The following is a 17,606-nucleotide window of genomic DNA, read 5'->3' on the forward strand; positions in this document are numbered from 1 at the left end:
GGGGCGGCCCGTGGGCGAGGGGCCCCCCGCCGCGCCCCCCGGCGCGGGCCAGTTCGTAGTGCCGCCGCAGCGGCCCGGACCGGCCGTTCGCGCGACCGCCGGAACCGGGCCGCTGTGGTGTGACGCTCAGACCGCGAAGCGGGCCACGGCCTCCTGCAGCTCGCCGCTCATGCGGGCGAGCTCGGCCGCGGCGCGCTGGGCGTCGGCGACCCGGGCACCGGTCTGCTGGGTGCCGGCGGCCAGCCCGCCGATCGCGGTGGCGATGTCCCGCGAGCCGCCCGCGGCCTCGGCCACGTTGCGGTTCATCTCGTTGGTGGTCGCCGTCTGCTCCTCGACCGCCGCGGCGATCGTGGCCTGGAAGTCGTTGATCTCGCCGATGACGGCGCTGATCCGGCTGATCGCCTCGACGGCGCCGGCGGTGTCGGCCTGGATGGCCTCGACCCGGCGGGAGATGTCCTCGGTCGCCCGCGCGGTCTCCTGCGCGAGCTCCTTGACCTCGCTGGCCACGACGGCGAAGCCCTTGCCGGCCTCCCCGGCGCGCGCGGCCTCGATGGTGGCGTTGAGCGCGAGCAGGTTGGTCTGCTCGGCGATGCCGTTGATCAGCTTCACGACCGTGGCGATCTCCTGCGAGGAGTCGCCGAGCTTGCCGACCGTGCGGGTCGTCGTCTCGGCGACGTCCACGGCCTGACCGGCCACGCGGGCGGCCTCGGCGGCGTTGTGCGCGATCTCCCGGATCGCGGTCTCCATCTGCGAGGAGCCGGTGGCGACGGTGTCGACGCTCGCGGCCACCTCGCCGGCGGAGGCGACGACGGCGTCGGTCTGGTCGGAGGCGGCGCGGGAGAACTCGGCGATGCCGCTGGCGGCGGAGTCGAGCTGGGTGGAGGCGCCCTGCAGCCGGCCGGCGGAGTCGCGGACGAGCACGAGCACGCCGCTGAGCGAGTCCAGCGTGCGGTCCAGCGAGCGGGCGACCTCGCCGAGCTCGCCGCCGCCGGTCTCCCCGGCACGCACCCGCAGGTCGCCGCCGGCGACCTTGCCGAGCACCTCGCGGATCCGCTCGACCGGGCGGGTGACGCCGCGGGCGACGAGGACGGCGAGCACGATCGCGACGACCAGACCCAGGGCCATGATCACGAGGGTCAGGGTGCGGGCGGCGGCGTAGGCGTCGGCGGCGTCGGTGGCGGTGGCCTCGGCGTCGACGCGGGCGGTCTCGGTGGCCGCGGCGAGGGAGTCGGCGATCACGGCCTCGTTGGCGTTGAGGCGGGTGATGATCGCCTGCTGCTCCGCCAGGGGCAGGGTGCTGCCGGTCGGGGTCGCGCCGGCGACCAGCAGCTGCAGGTCGGCGAGGTAGCCCTGCGAGGCGGCGACGAACTCCTCGTAGGACGCGCGGGTCTCCGCCGACATGGGCAGCTCGGCCGCCGCGGCGGTGTCCTCGGTGAGCGTCTGCGCGGTCTCACCGGCCTTCTGCTGCGCCGAGGCGCGGCTCTCCGGCGGCAGGGTCACGATGTTGGCCCGCGCGGTGTGGGTCATGAGCTGCCACCAGTCGACCTGCAGCTGCTGCAGGCCGGCCACCGGCAGCGCGCCGTCGGTGTAGACCCGGTCGGCCCGGTCGCTGAGGCTGGCCATCCGGTCGATCCCGAAGACGCCGATGCCGATCGTCGTCAGCGCCACGACGAGGATCGCGCCCAGCAGTCGCGTGCGCAGGCCCCACCCTCCCGTCGTGGGCTCGGCGGGGGGCGTCTGCGGGACGCGGGTCGGGGTGGTGCTCATGTGCTGCCCTCCGTGGCGCGCGATCGGTCGCGTTCCACATCGGCAGCACGGCCGCGGGCTTGAGTCGGCCCGGAGCGAGGCGGCCCGGAGCGAGGCGCTCGGAGCGGGGCGGCTCAGAGCGAGGCGAGGAAGGCGGCCACGCCGTCGTCGTCGTTGGTGCCCGTGACGTCGGTGGCGGCGGCGAGCAGGTCCGGGTGGGCGTGCGCCATGGCGACGGCCCGGCCGCCGCCCTCGCGGACCCAGTCGAAGGCCGCGATGTCGTTGGGCATGTCCCCGAACACGACGACGTCGCCCGGGTCGACCCCGTGCCGGGCGGCGACCCGCGCCAGCCCGGTGGCCTTGGTGACCCCGCGGGCGGAGATCTCCGCGAGCGCGTCGGAGGAGGAGTTGGTGACCGTCGCGCGGTCGCCGACGACGTCCTCGACCAGGGCGACGAACTCGTCGCGCCCCAGGTCCTCGTGGCGGGCCAGCAGCTTGGCCGCGGGCACGGCGACGATCTCCTCCAGCGGCGCCTCGGCGACGCCCGGGGCGTCGACGTCCCAGCGCGGCCGGTACACCGGCTCGTGCCGGAACTCCAGGCCGTACTCGACGGCGAACCAGGTGTCCGGCTGCACCCGGCGCAGGCCCGCGGTGACGTCGGCGAGCACGGCGGGCGGGAGCGCCTCCTCCTCGAGGATCTCGAAGGTCTCCAGGTCCAGCAGCACCGCGCCGTTGCAGCAGACCGCGGTGCCCCGGCTCAGGACCTGCCGGATGCGGTGCATCCAGCGCGGCGGGCGGCCGGTGGCCAGGACCACCGGGACGCCGTCGGCCCGCCACCGCTCCAGCTCGGCCACCGTCGCGGGGCTCACGGTGTCGTCCGAGCGCAGCAGCGTGCCGTCCATGTCGCTGGCGATCAGCCGCGGGCGCCAGTCAGACACCGGCCAGCACCGCCTCGAGGTAGCGGGCCACGCCGTCGGCGTCGTGCCCGCCGGTGCGGCCGCGCGCGGCCGCGCGGACGGCCGGGTGCGCGTTGGCCACCGCGACCGCGTGCCCGCCGGCGTCGGTGACCGCGCCGATCATCGGCAGGTCGTTGGGCATGTCGCCGAAGACGAGGACGTCGCCGAGGTCCACGCCGTGGTGGTCGAGCGCGACGGCCAGGCCGGTGGCCTTGGTGACGCCCGGCGGCAGCACCTCGATGAAGCCGAGGCCGGCGTGGGTCAGCTCGGCCTCGGCCGGGTCGACGACGCGCCGGGCGCGGGCCAGCAGCTCGTCCTGCCCGAGCGTGGACGACCGGAGGAACACCTTGAGCACCGCGCCCTCGGGGAGGACCGAGTGCCGGGGCAGCAGGTGCGCGGGCTCGGGGTAGGGCCAGTCGAAGCCGTGCTGCACGCGCAGGGTCGCGCGCGCCTCGGCCTGCTCGGCGGCGTCCTCGACGGCGAGCACGAGGTCCCCCGCCACCTCCTCGATCCGCTCGACGACGGCCTCGGCCTGCGAGCGCGGCAGGCCCACGGTGCGCAGCACCTCGTCGCGCTCGAGGTCGACGACGTAGCCGCCCTGCGCGAGGACGGCGATGCCCCGGCCGCCGAGCGCCGCCCGCACGCTGTCGACCAGCCGCGGCCCGCGGCCGGTCACCCCGACGACGGGGATGCCGGCGGCCCAGCAGGCGTCCAGCGCCGCGCGGGTGCGCGGGCTGACCTCGCCGGAGGAGTCCAGAAGGGTGCCGTCGAGGTCGGTGGCCACCAGCCGCGGCCGCCACGTCCCGAGCTCGTCGAGCACGCCGCCGAGGTCGACGACGTCACCGGCCTCCGGCACCGCCGCCCCCGGGACCGGGAGCGCGGCCGGCGGCTGGCTGCTCACGCGGGCACCGGCGCGGCCAGGGTCATGCCGGGGGTGAGGACCTCGTGCCCGCCCAGCCACGGCCGCAGCGCCGGCGGCACGTGCACCGAGCCGTCCGCGCGCTGGTGCACCTCGAGCAGGCAGGCGATGGTGCGGGCGATGGCGCACAGCGTGCCGTTGAGCGTGGCCGCCGTCTGCGGCTTCCCGTCCTCGTCGCGGTAGCGGATCGCCAGCCGGCGGGCCTGGAAGGTGGTGCAGTCCGACGTCGACGTCAGCTCGCGGTAGGTGCCCTGCGAGGGGAACCAGGCCTCGATGTCGTACTTGCGGGCGGCGCTGGTGCCCAGGTCGCCGGCGGCGATGTCGACCACCCGGTAGGGCAGCTCGAGCGCCTGGAGGAACTCCTCCTCCCAGGCGAGCAGCCGCAGGTGCTCGGCGGCGGCCTCCTCGGGCCGGCAGAAGCTGAACATCTCGACCTTGTCGAACCAGTGCACGCGGATGATCCCGCGGGTGTCCTTGCCGTAGGAGCCGGCCTCGCGGCGGAAGCAGGACGACCAGCCGGCGTAGCGGCGCGGCCCCGCCGCCAGGTCGAGCACCTCGTTCGCGTGCATCCCGGCCAGCGCCACCTCCGAGGTGCCGACGAGGTACAGGTCGTCGCGCTCGACCCGGTAGACCTCCTCGTCGTGCTCGCCGAGGAAGCCGGTGCCCTCCATCGCCTCGGGCTTGACCAGGGCCGGGGCGACGACGGGGGTGAAGCCGGCGGCCACCGCGCGGGTGACCGCCAGTTGGGCGAGGGCGAACTCGAGCAGCGCGCCGGGGCCGGTGAGGAAGTAGAAGCGGGCGCCGGAGACCTTCGCGCCGCGCTCCACGTCGATGGCGCCGAGCACCTCGCCGATCTGCAGGTGGTCGCGCACCTCGAAGTCGTAGGCCGGGACCTCGCCCACGGTGCGCAGGGTGACCGCGTCGTCCTCGCCGCCGGGCGGGACGTCGTCGTGCACCACGTTGGCCACCGCCAGGTGCGCCGCGCGCAGCGCGGCGTCGGCCGCGCGCTGGGCCTCCTCGGCCTCCTTGACCTGCGCGGCGAGCGCCTTCGCCCGCTCCAGGACGGCGGGCCGCTCCTCCTTCGAGGCCCCGCGCACCGCCTGGGAGGCCGCCTTCTGCTCCGCGCGCAGGTCGTCGGCGCGCTTGACGGCGGCGCGGCGGGCCTCGTCGGCGGCCAGGAGCGCGTCGACCCGGGACTCGTCGGCGCCGCGGGCGCGCTGGCTGGCACGGACGACGTCGGGGTGCTCGCGCACCAGGCGCAGGTCGATCACGTACCGATCGTAGGTGGGGCGCGCGGGCACGCCCCGCGCACGCAGGCCGCGTCCACCCCCGGCGGGGTGGACGCGGCCGGCGCTCATGACAGGGCGGCGCACTCGTCGCCCGGGCACGGGGACCCGGCCGGCGTCCCCGGACTCCCGGTCCGGGCCGCGGGCGACGAGGACCCGGTACCCGTCGATCTCCTGCGTGAGCACGGCGGGGCCCTCGTGCAGCCGGTCCACCCCGTCGGCCGCCCGCCCCGTCGGCCGCCCGCCCCGTCACCCGTTGCACACCCGGCATGCTCGGTGCCGGAGCGCACTCCGGCGCACGTCCGCATCCGGGCGCACTGCCGCGCGCGAAGACGGTGCACCCGACCGGGAGGAGACCGCCGTGACCGCCACCCCACCGGGCAGCCGCGGGCGCTGGCTGCTGCTGGCGACCGCGCTCGGCCAGGCCGCGAGCCCGCCGTTGGCGGGGTTCGACCAGGGCTCGGGCAACGACCCGGTGATCGTGCCGCCGGGACCGTTCTTCGCCATCTGGGGTCCGGTGGTGCTCGGCTGCCTCGCCGCCGCCGTGTACGGCTTCCCGATGCGCCGCGCGACCGCCGACCCGTGGCGGCGGGTGCAGGTCCCGCTGTCGGTGGCGCAGGTGGGGTTCGTCGTCTGGCTCGTGGCCGCGGCCCGGCTGCCGGGGCTGACCGTGCCGGTCTTCGCCGGCATGCTGGCCGCCCTGCTGGTGTGCCTGCGCGTGCTCGTCCGGACGCCGGCCGATCGAGGGACCCGTCTCCTCCTGACCGGCAGCGTCGGCCTCTACGCCGGGTGGGCCAGCGCGGCGGTGTGGGTGAACGCGGCGACCGTCCTCCCGGGCAGGCTGACCGTCGGCACGCTCGTCCCCGCACTGCTGGTCGTGGGCGCCGCGCTCACCGCCGCGGTCCTGGCCTGGTCTCTCCACGGGCAGCCCGCGTTCGTCCTCGCCGCCGCCTGGGCCCTCGTCGGCGCCCTCGTCTCCAGCGCCGGCGCCGGCGCCACCGCGCTCGTGCTGGTGGCCGGCGCACCGCGTGAGGACCGGCACCTCCGGCGTCCGGTACGGGACACTGGGGGCATGCAGTTCCTGAACGGCCAGCGCCCGGCGACCGACCTGACCTACGCCGACGTGTTCATGGTGCCCAACCACAGCACCGTCGGCTCCCGGCTGGAGGTCGACCTGACCACGCCGGACCGGGTGGGCACGACCATCCCGGTCGTCGTCGCGAACATGACCGCGATCAGCGGCCGGCGGATGGCCGAGACGATCGCCCGCCGCGGCGGCCTCGCGGTGCTGCCGCAGGACATCCCCGTCGACGTCGTCGGCGAGGTCGTCTCCTGGGTGCACGGCCGGCACCCGGTCTACGACACCGCGATCACCCTGTCCCCCGGCTCGACCGTGGCCGAGGCGCTGTCGCTGATGACCAAGCGCGCGCACGGCATCGTCGTGGTGGTCGAGGACGGCGTGCCCGTCGGCGTGGTCACCGACGGCGCCTGCCAGGGCGTGGACCGGTTCAGCCAGCTCGCGCAGGTCATGGCCGCGCACCCGCTGACCATCCCGGCCGGCACCGAGCTGCCGAAGGTCTTCGACGTGCTGTCCGAGGAGCGGGTCAGCGCCGCGCCGGTGGTCGAGGGCGAGCGGCTGGTCGGCGTGGTCACCCGCAAGGGCGCGCTGCGCTCGACGGTCTACACGCCCGCGGTCAACGCGCAGGGGCAGCTGCTCACCGCGGCCGCCGTCGGGATCAACGGCGACGTCGCGGGCAAGGTCTCCGCGCTGCTGGCCGCCGGGGTCGACGTGCTCGTCGTCGACACCGCGCACGGCCACCAGGACAAGGCGGTCGAGGCGGTGCGCGCGGCCCGGTCGGTGGCCGGGTCGGTGCCGGTGGTGGCGGGCAACGTGGTCACCGCCGAGGGCACCCGCGACCTGATCTCGGCCGGGGCCGACGTCGTCAAGGTCGGCGTGGGCCCGGGCGCCATGTGCACCACGCGGATGATGACCGGCGTCGGCCGGCCGCAGTTCTCCGCCGTCGAGGAGTGCGCCGCCGAGGCCCGCCGGCTGGGCAAGCACGTGTGGGCCGACGGCGGGGTGCGCCACCCCCGCGACGTCGCCCTGGCGCTCGCCGCCGGCGCGGCCAACGTGATGGTCGGCTCGTGGTTCGCCGGCACCTACGAGAGCGCCGGGGACATCCACGACGACGGCAGCGGCCGGCTGTACAAGGAGTCCTTCGGGATGGCCTCGGCCCGCGCGGTCAAGGCACGGACGGCGCAGGCGAGCGGCTTCGACCGCGCCCGCGCCGCGCTCTTCGAGGAGGGCATCTCGTCGTCGCGGATGTACCTGGACCCGGCCCGGCCCGGCGTGGAGGACCTGGTCGACGGGATCGTCGCCGGGGTGCGCTCGTCGTGCACCTACGCCGGGGCCCGCACCATCGACGAGTTCCACGAGCGGGCGGTGGTGGGGGTGCAGAGCGCGGCCGGCTACGAGGAGGGCCGCCCGCTGCCCACCAGCTGGTGAGGCCGCTGCCCCGGGAGGTCTTCGAGTCCCTGGTCGCCGACGCGCTGGACGCGGTGCCGGCCGACCTGATGGCCCTGCTGGACAACGTCGTCGTGCTGGTCGAGGACCGCAACGAGGACGAGCCGGACCTGCTGGGCCTCTACGAGGGGTACGCGCTGACCGAGCGCGGCTGGCAGTACGGCGGCGCGCTGCCGGACCGGATCATGATCTACCGCGAGGCGATCTGCGACGTCTGCTCCACCGCCGAGGAGGTGGTCGAGGAGGTCACGGTCACCGTCGTCCACGAGATCGCCCACCACTTCGGCATCGACGACGAGCGGCTGCACGAGCTCGGCTGGGGCTGAGCCCGGCAGGCGTGGGTCCGGGTGCCGGTCAGGCGAGGTCCTCGACCAGCCCGATGACGATGCCGGCCGGGCGCGGCGCCCGCGTACCGTGATCACCGTGCCATCCGACGTCGCCAAGGGCAGCGGGCTGCCGATCAAGATGCTGCACGACCGGATCCTCGTGGCCCTCCGCAAGGAGGACGGGGAGCGGCGCTCGACCGGCGGCATCCTCATCCCGGCGACCGCGCAGGTGGCCAAGCGGCTGGTCTGGGGCGAGGCGCGCGGCGTCGGCGCGAGCGTGCGCCAGGTGAAGGTCGGCGACCAGGTGCTGTTCTCCCCCGAGGACCAGCACGAGGTCGAGGTCCACGGCGAGGAGCTGATCATCCTGCGCGAGCGCGACGTGCACGCCGTCGCCGCGGAGCGGATCGAGGAGTCCACCGGCCTGTACCTCTGACGCCGTGTGCACACCCGTCGGTCAGCGGTGGGCGACGACGACGTCGGTCATCGCGGCCAGCCAGCGGCGGACGACGGCGACGTCGGCGTCGCTGAGGTCCTCCATCGCCGCGAGCAGCTCCCGCTGCAGCCCGCCGAAGTAGGCGGCGCCGGCCGCCATCGTGGGCGCGGTCATCTGCAGGACGACCCGGCGCCGGTCGGCCGGGTCGCGCACGCGCTGCACGTGACCGGCCCGCTCCAGCCGGTCGACCAGCGCGGTCACCGACGCCGAGCTCAGCCCCACCGCGGCGCCCAGCCCGCCCGCGGTCAGCGGCTGCCCGGCGCGGGCGGCGTCCATGATCGCGATGACCGCGCGGACGTCGGTGCGTCCGAGACCGTGCGTGTCGGCGAAGCGTTGACCGACGGCGTCGAGTTCGACCGTGAGCCGCCGCAGCAGCAGGGTGACCTCCACCCGCTCGCCGTCGTTGCGCGTCATCCGCCCACCCCCTAATCTCTCGAACATCGAGATTATCGGCCCTCGAGAGGATTCCACCATGGCCCGTCGGGTCCGCTGGTTGCTCCCCCTGCTCGTCCTGCTCGCCTGGCTGGGCGCCGCCGGCCCGCTCGGCTCGCTGAGCGGGCAGCTCACCGGCCTGCAGGAGAACGACACCGCCGCCTTCCTCCCCGACAGCGCGGAGTCCACGCGAGTTGCGGAGCTCTCCCAGGCGTTCTCCCCCACCGAGGCCATCCCGGCGGTCCTGCTGTGGGAGGCCGACGGGCCCCTCGACCCGGCCACCCTCGACGCCGTCGGGCAGGCGCTCGCCGAGGCCACGGCGGTCGCCGAGGACGCCGGCGCCCTGGCCGGGCAGGCCTCCCCGCCCGTCCCGTCGGAGGACGGCGAGGCGGTGCAGGCGGTGCTGCCGCTGACCCCCGAGCTGGGCGACGAGATCGTGACCGTGGTCGAGGACCTGCGCGCCGCGATCGCCGTCGACGGCACCGACGCCTTCGTCACCGGCCCGGGCGGCATCTTCGCCGACTTCGCCAACGGCTTCGCCGGCATCGACGGGTTGCTGCTGGCCGCGGCCTTCGGCGTCGTGCTGCTCATCCTGCTGGTGGTCTACCGCAGCCCGCTGCTGCCCTTCCTGGTCATCGGCACCGCCGGCCTCGCGCTCACCGCCGGCAACGCGGTCGCCTACCTGCTCGCCGACGCCGGCCTGATCACCGTCAACGGCCAGAGCCAGGGCATCGCGGCGATCCTCGTCGTGGGCGCGGCCACCGACTACGGGCTGCTGCTGGTCGCCCGCTTCCGCGAGGAACTGCAGCGCGAGCCGTCCCGGTTCACCGCGATCCGCGTGGCGCTGCGCCGCTCGTGGGAGCCGATCGTGGCCTCCGGCGCGACCGTCGTCCTCGGCGTCCTGTGCCTGCTGTTCTCCGACCTCGCGTCCAACCGCGGGCTCGGGCCCATCTCGGCGGTCAGCGTCACCCTCGCCGTCGTCGCCGCGCTCACCTTCCTGCCGGCCGCGCTCGCGCTGCTCGGTCGCGCCGCCTTCTGGCCGTTCCGCCCGCACGTGGGCCAGCAGCCCCGCGAGGGCCGCGGCTGGCAGCGGGTCGCCGCGCTGGTCGGCCGCCGGCCGCGGCGCGTCCTGGCCCTGAGCACGCTGGCGCTGGTCGCCGCGGCGGTGTTCGCGCCCACCTACGACGCGAGCGGCATCACCTTCAGCGACGCCATCCGCGGCGAGTCCAACGGCGTCGACGGGCAGGAGGCGCTGGCCCGCCACTTCGACGCGGGCTCGGGCAGCCCCACCGTCGTCGTCACGCCGGAGGGGACCTGGCCGGAGGTCGCCGAGGCGGCCGCGGCCACCGAGGGCGTGGCGTCCGTCGCCCCGTTCACCGGCGGCCCGCCCGGCGGCGACCCGGTCGTCGTCGACGGGCTGGTGCGCCTCGACGTCACCCTCGCCGTCCCGGCCGACAGCACCGAGGCCATCGACGTCGTCCAGGACCTGCGGACCACGCTGGACGACGCCGACCCGGCCGCGCTCGTCGGCGGCGACACCGCGAGCAACCTCGACGCCCGGGAGACCGCCGCGCGCGACCTGCGGGTGATCGTGCCGAGCGTGCTCGTGGTGATCACCGTCGTCCTGGCGCTGCTGCTGCGCTCGCTGGTGGCGCCGCTGCTGCTGGTGGCCACCGTGGTGCTCAGCGTCGGCGCGACGGTCGGCGTCGCCGCGCTGCTGTTCGACGGCGTCTTCGGCTTCCCCGGCAGCGACCCCGGCATCCTGCTGATCGGGTTCGTGTTCCTCGTCGCGCTGGGGATCGACTACAACATCTTCCTCATGACCCGGGCGCGGGAGGAGTCCGTCCGGCACGGCACCCGCGACGGCGTCCTGCGCGCGCTGGCGGTCACCGGCGGGGTCATCACCAGCGCCGGGATGGTGCTGGCGGCGACGTTCGGGGCGCTGGCGGTGCTCCCGCTGCTGTTCCTCACCCAGCTGGCGTTCCTCGTCGGGTTCGGGGTCCTGCTCGACACCTTCGTGGTCCGCTCGCTGCTGGTGCCCTCGGCAGTGGCGCTGCTCGGCGACCGCACCTGGTGGCCGAGCCGCCTGTCCCACCGCCCGTCGCCGGAGCCGGAGCGGGAGCTCGAGCCCGCCTAGACCCGGCCGGCGCGCAGGCGGGCGAGCCAGTCGGCCGCGTCGGCGAACGCGGCGTCGGTGGCCTCGACGGGGACCGGCCGGTTGGTGCGGCCGTCGGCGCGCGGGTAGGAGCCGAGGAAGCGCACGTCCTCGCAGACCCGGTGCAGCGCGGCCAGCGCCTCCCCCACCCGCGCCTCGGCGACGTGTCCCTCGCAGTCCAGCGAGAACGAGTAGACCCACAGCCGGTCGCGGGTGGGCCGGGACTCGATGCGGGTGAGGCTGATCCCGCGGACGGCGAACTCGCGCAGGACGTCGAGCAGCGCGCCGGTGCGGTCGGCGACGACGGCGACCAGCGAGGTCTTGTCGTCGCCGGTCGGCTCCGGCAGCGCCCCGGGGCGGGCCACCAGCACGAAGCGGGTGACCGCGCCGGGGAAGTCGGCCACGTCCTCGGCCAGCGGGACCAGCCCGTACCGCTCGGCGGCGATCGGCGCGCACACCGCGGCGTCGTGCTCGCCCTCGGCGACCGCCCGGGCCGCGGCCGCCGTCGAGGAGGCCGGCAGCGTCGGGACGCCGGGCAGCCGCTCGGCCAGCGTGCGCGCGGTCTGGGCCAGCGCGTGCGGGTGGCTGACGACGGCGCGGACGTCGCCGAGCCGGGTGCCCGGGCGGGCGGCGAGGACGAAGGAGACGGGGAGGAACACCTCGCGGGCGATGACCAGCGGGTCGCCGTCGGCCAGGCCGTCCATGGTGGCCGGGACCGAGCCCTCGACCGAGTTCTCCAGCGGCACGAGCGCGGCGTCGGCGTCCCCGGCGCGGACCGCCGCCAGCGCGGCGGCGACGCTGGCCGCGGGCTGCCGCACTCCCTCCCCAGGGGCAACGGCGCTGCTCAGCGCCGCCTCGGCGAAGGTACCCTCGGGCCCGAGATAGGCGAACCGCGTCGGAGGCGTCTGGGGCACCCGACGAGGGTAGTGCGGTCGGGCCGGGGCGCAGTCCGGGTCCGGGGGGAACTGCCTCGCCGCCGGCCCGTGCGGCCGGTCGCCCGGCGTCGAGGAGGAGGGATGCGTGACCCCCGGCCCCGCACCCGTCACCGACGGTGATCTCGACGCTGCACTGCAGCGCCTGCTGAGCGCGAGCGGCCGGGACGACGCCGACGCCTTCCGGGACGGGCTCGACGACGCCGAGGCCGCGTTCGACGCCGCGAGCGACCCCCGCTGGGCGGCCTGGCGGCACGCGCTGGCCGCCCGCCGCGGCCTGCTCGACGGCGACCGGGACGCCGCCGGCGCCGGGGTGGCCGCCGCCCGCGACGCGCTGGGCGCCTGCCCGCCGTCGGCCTCGACGGCCCTGGTCCTGGCCTACCTCGCGCACGTCGAGGCGACCGCCGACCACCCGGACGCCGCGATGCTGCTCGCCGTCGACGCGAGCCTGCTCACCGAGCAGCTGTCCCCGCCCGCCGGGGAGCCCTCCCGCGCGTTGTCCCAGGCGCACCTGTGGCTGTCGCTCACCCTCACCGCGCTGGACCTCGAGGAGCTCGCCGTCGCACAGGCCGAGCGCGGGCACCGGGTGGCCGCCGCGCTGGCCGACCCCGCCGACCTCTGGCAGCTGCTCCGGCTGTGCGCCCAGCAGAACACCGAGCTGGCCCAGACGCTGCGCCGCCGCGGCGAGGCCGGGCGGGCCCGCGAGCTGGCCGGCGCCGCGCTGGCCTGCGCCGACGACGCCCGCGCGCTCGACGTCGAGCCCGACCCCGGCGACCTCGACCTGCTCGACGTCGTCCAGGCCTGGGCGCTGGCCTGCCACGACGACCTCGACGACGCCCTCGGCCCGCTGCGCAGCGCGCACCGGCGGGTGCACCGCACCGGCGGCACCTGGCTGCGCGGCTACGCCGACCTGGCCCTGTCCCGGCTGCTGTCCCGGCTGTCGCAGGTGCACACCGGCGGCGGGCACGGCGAGGAGGCCGCCGACCTGCTCGTCGACGCCGCGGGGGCCTTCGCCGCCACCGCCGACCGGCGCCGCTACCGGCAGTGCCTGCTCGAGCTCGGCCAGGCCACCGCCGCGATGGGCCGGCCCGCCGAGGCGCTGTACTGGCTGGACGCCTACCGCGCCGACACCGGCCGGGCGCACGCGCGCAGCCGGGAGCTGTGGGCGGAGATGTTCGTCCGCCGCAGCCGGCTGCGCGAGGTCGAGCGGCAGGCCGCCGTGCTGCGCCGGCACGCGCTGGAGGACCCGCTGACCGGGCTGGGCAACCGGCGCAGCGCCGAGCGCCGGCTGGCCGGGCTGCGGCTGGGCGCCGAGCCGCTGTCGCTGGCCGTCGTCGACGTCGACCGGTTCAAGGAGGTCAACGACGACACCTCCCACTCGCACGGCGACGAGGTGCTGCGCCGGGTGGCGGCGCTGCTGCGCGAGCACAGCCGCGTCGGCGACGAGGTGTACCGCTGGGCCGGCGACGAGTTCCTCGTCGTCCTGCCCACGGCCAGCCCCGCCCAGGCCCTCGCCGCCGCCGAACGGCTGCGCGCCGCGGTCGCCGACGCCGACTGGGCCGACCTGGCGCTGCCCGAGCCGATCACCGTCAGCATCGGCGTGGCCACCGCGCCCGCGGCCGAGGACGACGCCGCGCCGGTCGGCTGGCGCTCGCTGTTCGACACCGCCGACCTGCACCTGTTCTCCGCCAAGCGGGGCGGGCGCAACCGGGTGCGCGCGCCGGGCCTCGTCGAGGCCCCCGCCGAGGGGACGCCGTCGTGAGCGCCGGCCGCGCCTGGGACGCCAGTGACGCGACGGACGACGGGACCGGCGCCACACGGCGCGCCCGGCCCGCGCTCCCCGCGGAACCGCACGACGGCGTGCACAGTGCGGTGGTGCCACCGGGAGCCCTGCACCACCGGGTGACCGCCGCCCTCGCCAACTGGCAGCTCGACGACGCCGAGCGGCTGCTGTCGGTCGTCGACCCCTCGACGCCGTACGGGGCCGGGCCGTCCGGCGCCGCCACCGGGCGCGACGGCGAGCCCTCCCTCGGCCGCGCCTGGGCCGACACCCTGCGCGCCGAGCTGCTGGTCCGCCGGCTGCGCGTCGCCGGCTTCACCCTGGTCGGCGAGCCGCTGGACGCGCCGGAGGCGACCGAGTCGCTGGACCTGCACGCCGGCGTCGCGGGCCTGCTCGAGCGCGGCGACGACCGCGCCGCCGACCGGCCCGCCAGCGACGGCGACCCGCGCTCGGAGTCGGCCGCGCACGCCGCCGAGGCCATCGCCCTGGTGCGCTCGGCCAAGGCCGCCTTCGACGCCACCGACGACGCCGTGCAGCGGGCCGCGGGCCTGGCGCGGCACGCCCGCATCGAGCTGCTGTCGCGGCGGATCGACGCGGCGATGGACGAGGCGGTCGAGGCGGCCAGCCTGCTCGACCCCGCGCTCCCGCCCGACGCGCTGCTCGTCGACACCCTCGGCGCGCTGGCCGGCGTCCTCGCCGACCTCGAGCTCATGCCGCTCGCGCTGGACTACCAGCGCCGCTCCCTGGAGGCGGCCGGCGCGGCCGCCGCCCAGGGCACGCTCGGCCCCGACGACGGCGACCCCGACGTGCTGGTGGCGCGGGCGGCCACCTGCCTGGGCGAGCTGTGCGCCGAGCTGGGCGAGGCGCTGCTCGACGACGGCGAGCCCGAGGCCGCCGAGGTCCACTTCGCCGAGGCCCGCGCGCTGGCCGAGCAGGCGCTGGCCCAGCTGCCGCCCGACTCCGGCGGTGTCGTCGCCGCGCAGGTGGTGCACGGCTGGGCGCTGGTCGGGCTGGGCGAGCCCGCCGCCGCGGCCGGCCCGCTGCGCGCCGCCGTGCGGAAGACGAGCGCCACCGGCGACCGCGCGCTGCTGGCCTCGGCGCTGCTGGGGCTGGGCCGGGCGCTGCGCCGGCAGGGCGACGGCCGCGGCGCCGACGAGCAGCTGGCGCGGGCGCTGGCGCTGGCCACCGAGCACGGCCTGCCCCGGCTGCGGCGGGCGGCGCTGCGCGAGCTGTGCACCCTGCACGCCGAGCTCGACGACGCCGGCCGCGCGCTGCCCTACCTGCAGGCCTACCTCGCCGACGAGCTGGACCGGGTCGACGAGCGGCGCACCCGCTGGGTCGAGCTGTTCGGCCGGCGCAAGAGCCTGCTGGAGAACGAGCGCGCCGCCGGGCAGCTGCGCCGCCAGGCCTACGAGGACCCGCTCACCCACCTGCCCAACCGGCGCTACGCCGAGGCGCGACTGGACGGGCTGCTCAGCGCGGGCACCACGCCGGCGCTGGCGGTGGTCGACGTCGACCGGTTCAAGGCGATCAACGACGCCGTCGGGCACCCCGGCGGCGACGCGGTGCTGCGCGCGGTCGCCGACCTGCTGCTGGCCGGGTGCCGCGACACCGACGAGGTGTGCCGCTGGGCCGGCGACGAGTTCGTCGTGCTGCTGCCCGACACCACCGCCGAGCAGGCCGAGCGGGCGCTGGAGCGGATCCGCCGCGCCGTCGCCGCGCACGACTGGACCGCGCTCGGCCTGCCCGTGCCGGTGACGATCAGCGTCGGCATCGCCTCGGCCACCCGCGGCGACGACCGCCGCACGCTGTTCGCCGCCGCCGACGGCGTCCTCTACGACGCCAAGCGCAGCGGCCGCGACCGCGTCGTCCGGCTGTCGGCGGTCACCCAGACCCGCGCCCCGGACACGCCCGCGGAGCCCCCGCCGGCGCCGTCCCGGCCGGCGGCGCGCGCGTCGGTGAAGGTCGGACCGGTGCAGTCCTCGCCGCTGGACCCGGTCGGCGGCTTCGCCGCGCTGCTGGCCGACCCTCCGCTGTCGCTCGGCAGCGCCGGCCAGCCCGCGCTCGCCCCGGCGCCCCCGGCCGCCCCGGCCCGCCCGGCACCGGCCGAGCCCGACGTCGTCTGGGGCGTGGGCCGGTCCACCGAGCAGGTACTGGCACTGGTCCGGGAGACCCGCGCGGCGCATCCGGACCGGCCGGCGCTGGTCGTCCGGGCCACCGCCGACACGCTGGTCGCGCTGGCCGCCGCCCACGACGGCTCCACCACGGTCGACGCCGCGGCGATGTCGGCCGCCGTCGGGCCGATCCCCGAGCCGCTGGGCCGGGTCGGCGTCCTGTGCGCCAGCACCGCCGACGCGTCGGTGGCCGCCGAGGCCGCGTTCGTCGCGCGGGTGACCGGCACCGAGGTCGTGCGGGTCGACGACGTCGGCGGCAGCCGGCTGCGGCCCCTGCTCACCGACCGCACCCTGCTCGACGACGTCGACTGCCTGGTCGTGGTCGCGGGCCTGGACGCCTCGCTGGCCGGCACGGTGGGCGCGATGACCGACGTGCCGATCGTCGCGGTGCCCACCTCGACCGGGCAGCCGGGCTCGTTCGGCGGGTTCGGCGCGCTGCTCACCATGCTGAACTCGGCCTCGCCCGGCGTCGTCGTCAGCAACATCGACAACGGCCACGCCGCCGGCGTCTTCGCCGCCCGCATCGCGAGGCGCACCGCCAGGTAGTCCTGAGCGGCAGAGATGGCCATTCCTGCCGCTCAGACCCGGATCCTCCCCAGGCCGCGGGCCACGACCGGGACGACGGCGAGGAACAGCGCCGCGACGGCGAGGGCCGAGCCCAGCGCCCACGCGGCGAACACCAGGAGCGACGCCAGCTCGATGCCCAGACCCGCGACCGAGGTGACCGTGGCCCGGGCGGCGCCGGGCACCTGCTCCTGCAGCCGCGCCTCGCCCACCACCAGCACCGCGAGGTACAGGCCGTAGGACAGCGCGACGGGGGCCAGCGCGACCGGCGTCCCGGTCAGCGCCCCGGCCGCCAGCAGCGCAGCCGAGACGGCCAGCAGGACCGGCAGCGCCCGCGACGGCAGCCGCCCCAGCCGGCCGGCCAGCGCCGCGCCCGCCGCCCCGGCGAGCGAGACCCCGAGCACGGCCACCGGCACCAGCTCGGTGGGGACGCCGCGGTCGCGCGCCATGACCGGGAAGTACTCCTCCAGCGCGTCCAGCCCGCCGAGCAGCGCGACGGCGACCACGGTCAGCCGCAGCGACGGCCGGCGCAGCGCCTCGCCCACGGCCGCCCGCAGGCCCGGGCCGGCGTCGTCGTCCCGGGTGGGGGTGGTCTCGGGGAAGCGGGTGGCCAGGGCCGCGGCGGCGAGGCAGACGCCGACGCTCGCCCAGCCGACCAGCGCGTAGCCGCCGGCCTCGACGAGCACGCCGGCCAGCAGCGCGGTGGGCACCTGCACGAGCAGCTCGGTCGCCGTCATCGCGCCCTGGACCCGGACGAAGTCCTCCTCCGCGCCGACGGCGGCCAGCGCCTCGTAGACCAGCGCCTCGGCGGCACCGGAGACCAGTGCGCCGCCCACGCCCCACACGACGAACCCGGCGGCGAAGCCGGGCAGCCCGGGCGCCACGGTCCAGAGGACGAAGCCGGCGGCCTCCAGCACCCCGGCGAGGACCAGCGCGCCGCGCCGCGACCAGCGGTCCGCGAGCACCCCGGTGGGCACCTCGGCGAGCAGGGCGGTGACCGACCACAGCGCGAACAGCCCGGAGACCTGGGCCGGGGTCAGCCCGGTGTCGAGGAACAGCAGCGCGTAGAGCGGGTAGACGGGCGCCAGCCCGGACAGCGCGGTCCAGGCCACGGCCAGGCGGGCCGGCGGCCGGGCGGGCGGCGGTGCGGCGGACGACGGGCGTCAACGGAACGGCACGGGACGACGGTAACCAGCCCCACACCCGGGCGCACCGGGTTTTCCGCGGCCCGTCGACTAGCCTGGGCGGCCGAGGAGGGGAGTAGCCCCCCGTCCGCTGGTCGACACGCTGGCGCGCTCCCGCGGGAGCCGCCCGGTCAG

Annotated in this window: 13 protein-coding genes; 6 read left to right on the plus strand and 7 right to left on the minus strand. The window is 76.9% G+C overall.

From position 1 onward, the window contains the following. Positions 1 to 126 precede the first annotated feature (126 nt). From ACI8AA_RS22495 to serS, 4 genes are all read right to left on the minus strand, one after another. The gene (locus ACI8AA_RS22495) at positions 127 to 1,767 is read right to left on the minus strand and encodes a methyl-accepting chemotaxis protein (RefSeq protein WP_457046595.1); all 1,641 of its coding nucleotides are present in this window, start codon (positions 1,765 to 1,767) and stop codon (positions 127 to 129) included. Between the two features lie 113 nt (positions 1,768 to 1,880). Next, complete coding sequence (locus ACI8AA_RS22500) at positions 1,881 to 2,684, minus strand: Cof-type HAD-IIB family hydrolase (protein WP_457046596.1); 804 nt, start codon at positions 2,682 to 2,684, stop codon at positions 1,881 to 1,883. After that, entirely contained in the window at positions 2,677 to 3,603 is a 927-nt protein-coding gene (locus tag ACI8AA_RS22505; protein ID WP_457046597.1) for an HAD family hydrolase, read from the minus strand. The genes ACI8AA_RS22500 and ACI8AA_RS22505 overlap by 8 nt, the downstream gene beginning before the upstream one ends. Continuing rightward, entirely contained in the window at positions 3,600 to 4,892 is a 1,293-nt protein-coding gene (gene serS, locus ACI8AA_RS22510) for a serine--tRNA ligase (RefSeq protein WP_457046598.1), read from the minus strand. Before serS ends, ACI8AA_RS22505 begins: the two co-directional genes overlap by 4 nt. 376 nt (positions 4,893 to 5,268) lie before the next feature. Here serS and ACI8AA_RS22515 point away from each other — a divergent pair, with 376 nt between their 5' ends. The 3 genes from ACI8AA_RS22515 (at position 5,269) to ACI8AA_RS22525 (ending at position 8,190) form a co-directional block, all read left to right on the plus strand. Further along, positions 5,269 to 7,413, plus strand: coding sequence for a GuaB1 family IMP dehydrogenase-related protein (locus tag ACI8AA_RS22515; RefSeq protein WP_457046599.1), 2,145 nt, complete (start codon positions 5,269 to 5,271; stop codon positions 7,411 to 7,413). Continuing rightward, positions 7,410 to 7,757, plus strand: coding sequence for a metallopeptidase family protein (locus ACI8AA_RS22520; protein WP_387990556.1), 348 nt, complete (start codon positions 7,410 to 7,412; stop codon positions 7,755 to 7,757). Before ACI8AA_RS22515 ends, ACI8AA_RS22520 begins: the two co-directional genes overlap by 4 nt. Before the next feature lie 97 nt (positions 7,758 to 7,854). After that, positions 7,855 to 8,190 carry a GroES family chaperonin gene (locus ACI8AA_RS22525; RefSeq protein WP_456939091.1) on the plus strand — a complete coding sequence of 112 codons (336 nt, stop codon included), beginning with the start codon at positions 7,855 to 7,857 and terminating at the stop codon, positions 8,188 to 8,190. Positions 8,191 to 8,211: 21 nt separating this feature from the next. Here ACI8AA_RS22525 and ACI8AA_RS22530 read toward each other — a convergent pair whose 3' ends face one another. Next, positions 8,212 to 8,664: a MarR family winged helix-turn-helix transcriptional regulator gene (locus ACI8AA_RS22530; protein ID WP_457046600.1), complete on the minus strand. Its 453-nt coding sequence runs from the start codon at positions 8,662 to 8,664 to the stop codon at positions 8,212 to 8,214. Positions 8,665 to 8,722: 58 nt separating this feature from the next. On the opposite strand from ACI8AA_RS22530, the gene ACI8AA_RS22535 reads away from it, so the two are divergent. Next, on the plus strand, positions 8,723 to 10,819 hold the full coding sequence (locus tag ACI8AA_RS22535; RefSeq protein ID WP_457046601.1) for an MMPL family transporter: 2,097 nt from the start codon (positions 8,723 to 8,725) through the stop codon (positions 10,817 to 10,819). Here ACI8AA_RS22535 and pheA read toward each other — a convergent pair. Further along, a complete protein-coding gene (gene pheA / locus ACI8AA_RS22540) occupies positions 10,816 to 11,751 on the minus strand; it encodes a prephenate dehydratase (protein WP_457046602.1) in 936 nt (311 codons plus the stop codon). The genes ACI8AA_RS22535 and pheA overlap by 4 nt on opposite strands. Before the next feature lie 106 nt (positions 11,752 to 11,857). Between pheA and ACI8AA_RS22545 the strand changes: the two genes are divergently transcribed. Together ACI8AA_RS22545 and ACI8AA_RS22550 are read left to right on the plus strand one after the other, a co-directional pair. Then, the gene (locus ACI8AA_RS22545) at positions 11,858 to 13,531 is read left to right on the plus strand and encodes a diguanylate cyclase (RefSeq protein WP_457046603.1); all 1,674 of its coding nucleotides are present in this window, start codon (positions 11,858 to 11,860) and stop codon (positions 13,529 to 13,531) included. 113 nt (positions 13,532 to 13,644) lie between these two features. After that, positions 13,645 to 16,269, plus strand: coding sequence for a diguanylate cyclase domain-containing protein (locus ACI8AA_RS22550; RefSeq protein ID WP_457046604.1), 2,625 nt, complete (start codon positions 13,645 to 13,647; stop codon positions 16,267 to 16,269). A gap of 32 nt (positions 16,270 to 16,301) precedes the next feature. Here the strand turns inward: ACI8AA_RS22550 and ACI8AA_RS22555 are convergent, their stop codons facing one another. Continuing rightward, positions 16,302 to 17,399, minus strand: coding sequence for an MFS transporter (locus tag ACI8AA_RS22555; RefSeq protein WP_457046605.1), 1,098 nt, complete (start codon positions 17,397 to 17,399; stop codon positions 16,302 to 16,304). Between the last annotated feature and the right edge of the window lie 207 nt (positions 17,400 to 17,606).

Source organism: Geodermatophilus sp. SYSU D01180 (assembly GCF_054050415.1).

What these genes read in the sequence shown, in the direction of transcription:
- ACI8AA_RS22495 (WP_457046595.1), bottom strand. Translation starts at nt 1,767, where the DNA reads ATGAGCACCACCCCGACCCGCGTCCCGCAGACGCCCCCCGCCGAGCCC.
- ACI8AA_RS22530 (WP_457046600.1), bottom strand. Translation starts at nt 8,664, where the DNA reads ATGACGCGCAACGACGGCGAGCGGGTGGAGGTCACCCTGCTGCTGCGG.
- ACI8AA_RS22535 (WP_457046601.1), top strand. Translation starts at nt 8,723, where the DNA reads ATGGCCCGTCGGGTCCGCTGGTTGCTCCCCCTGCTCGTCCTGCTCGCC.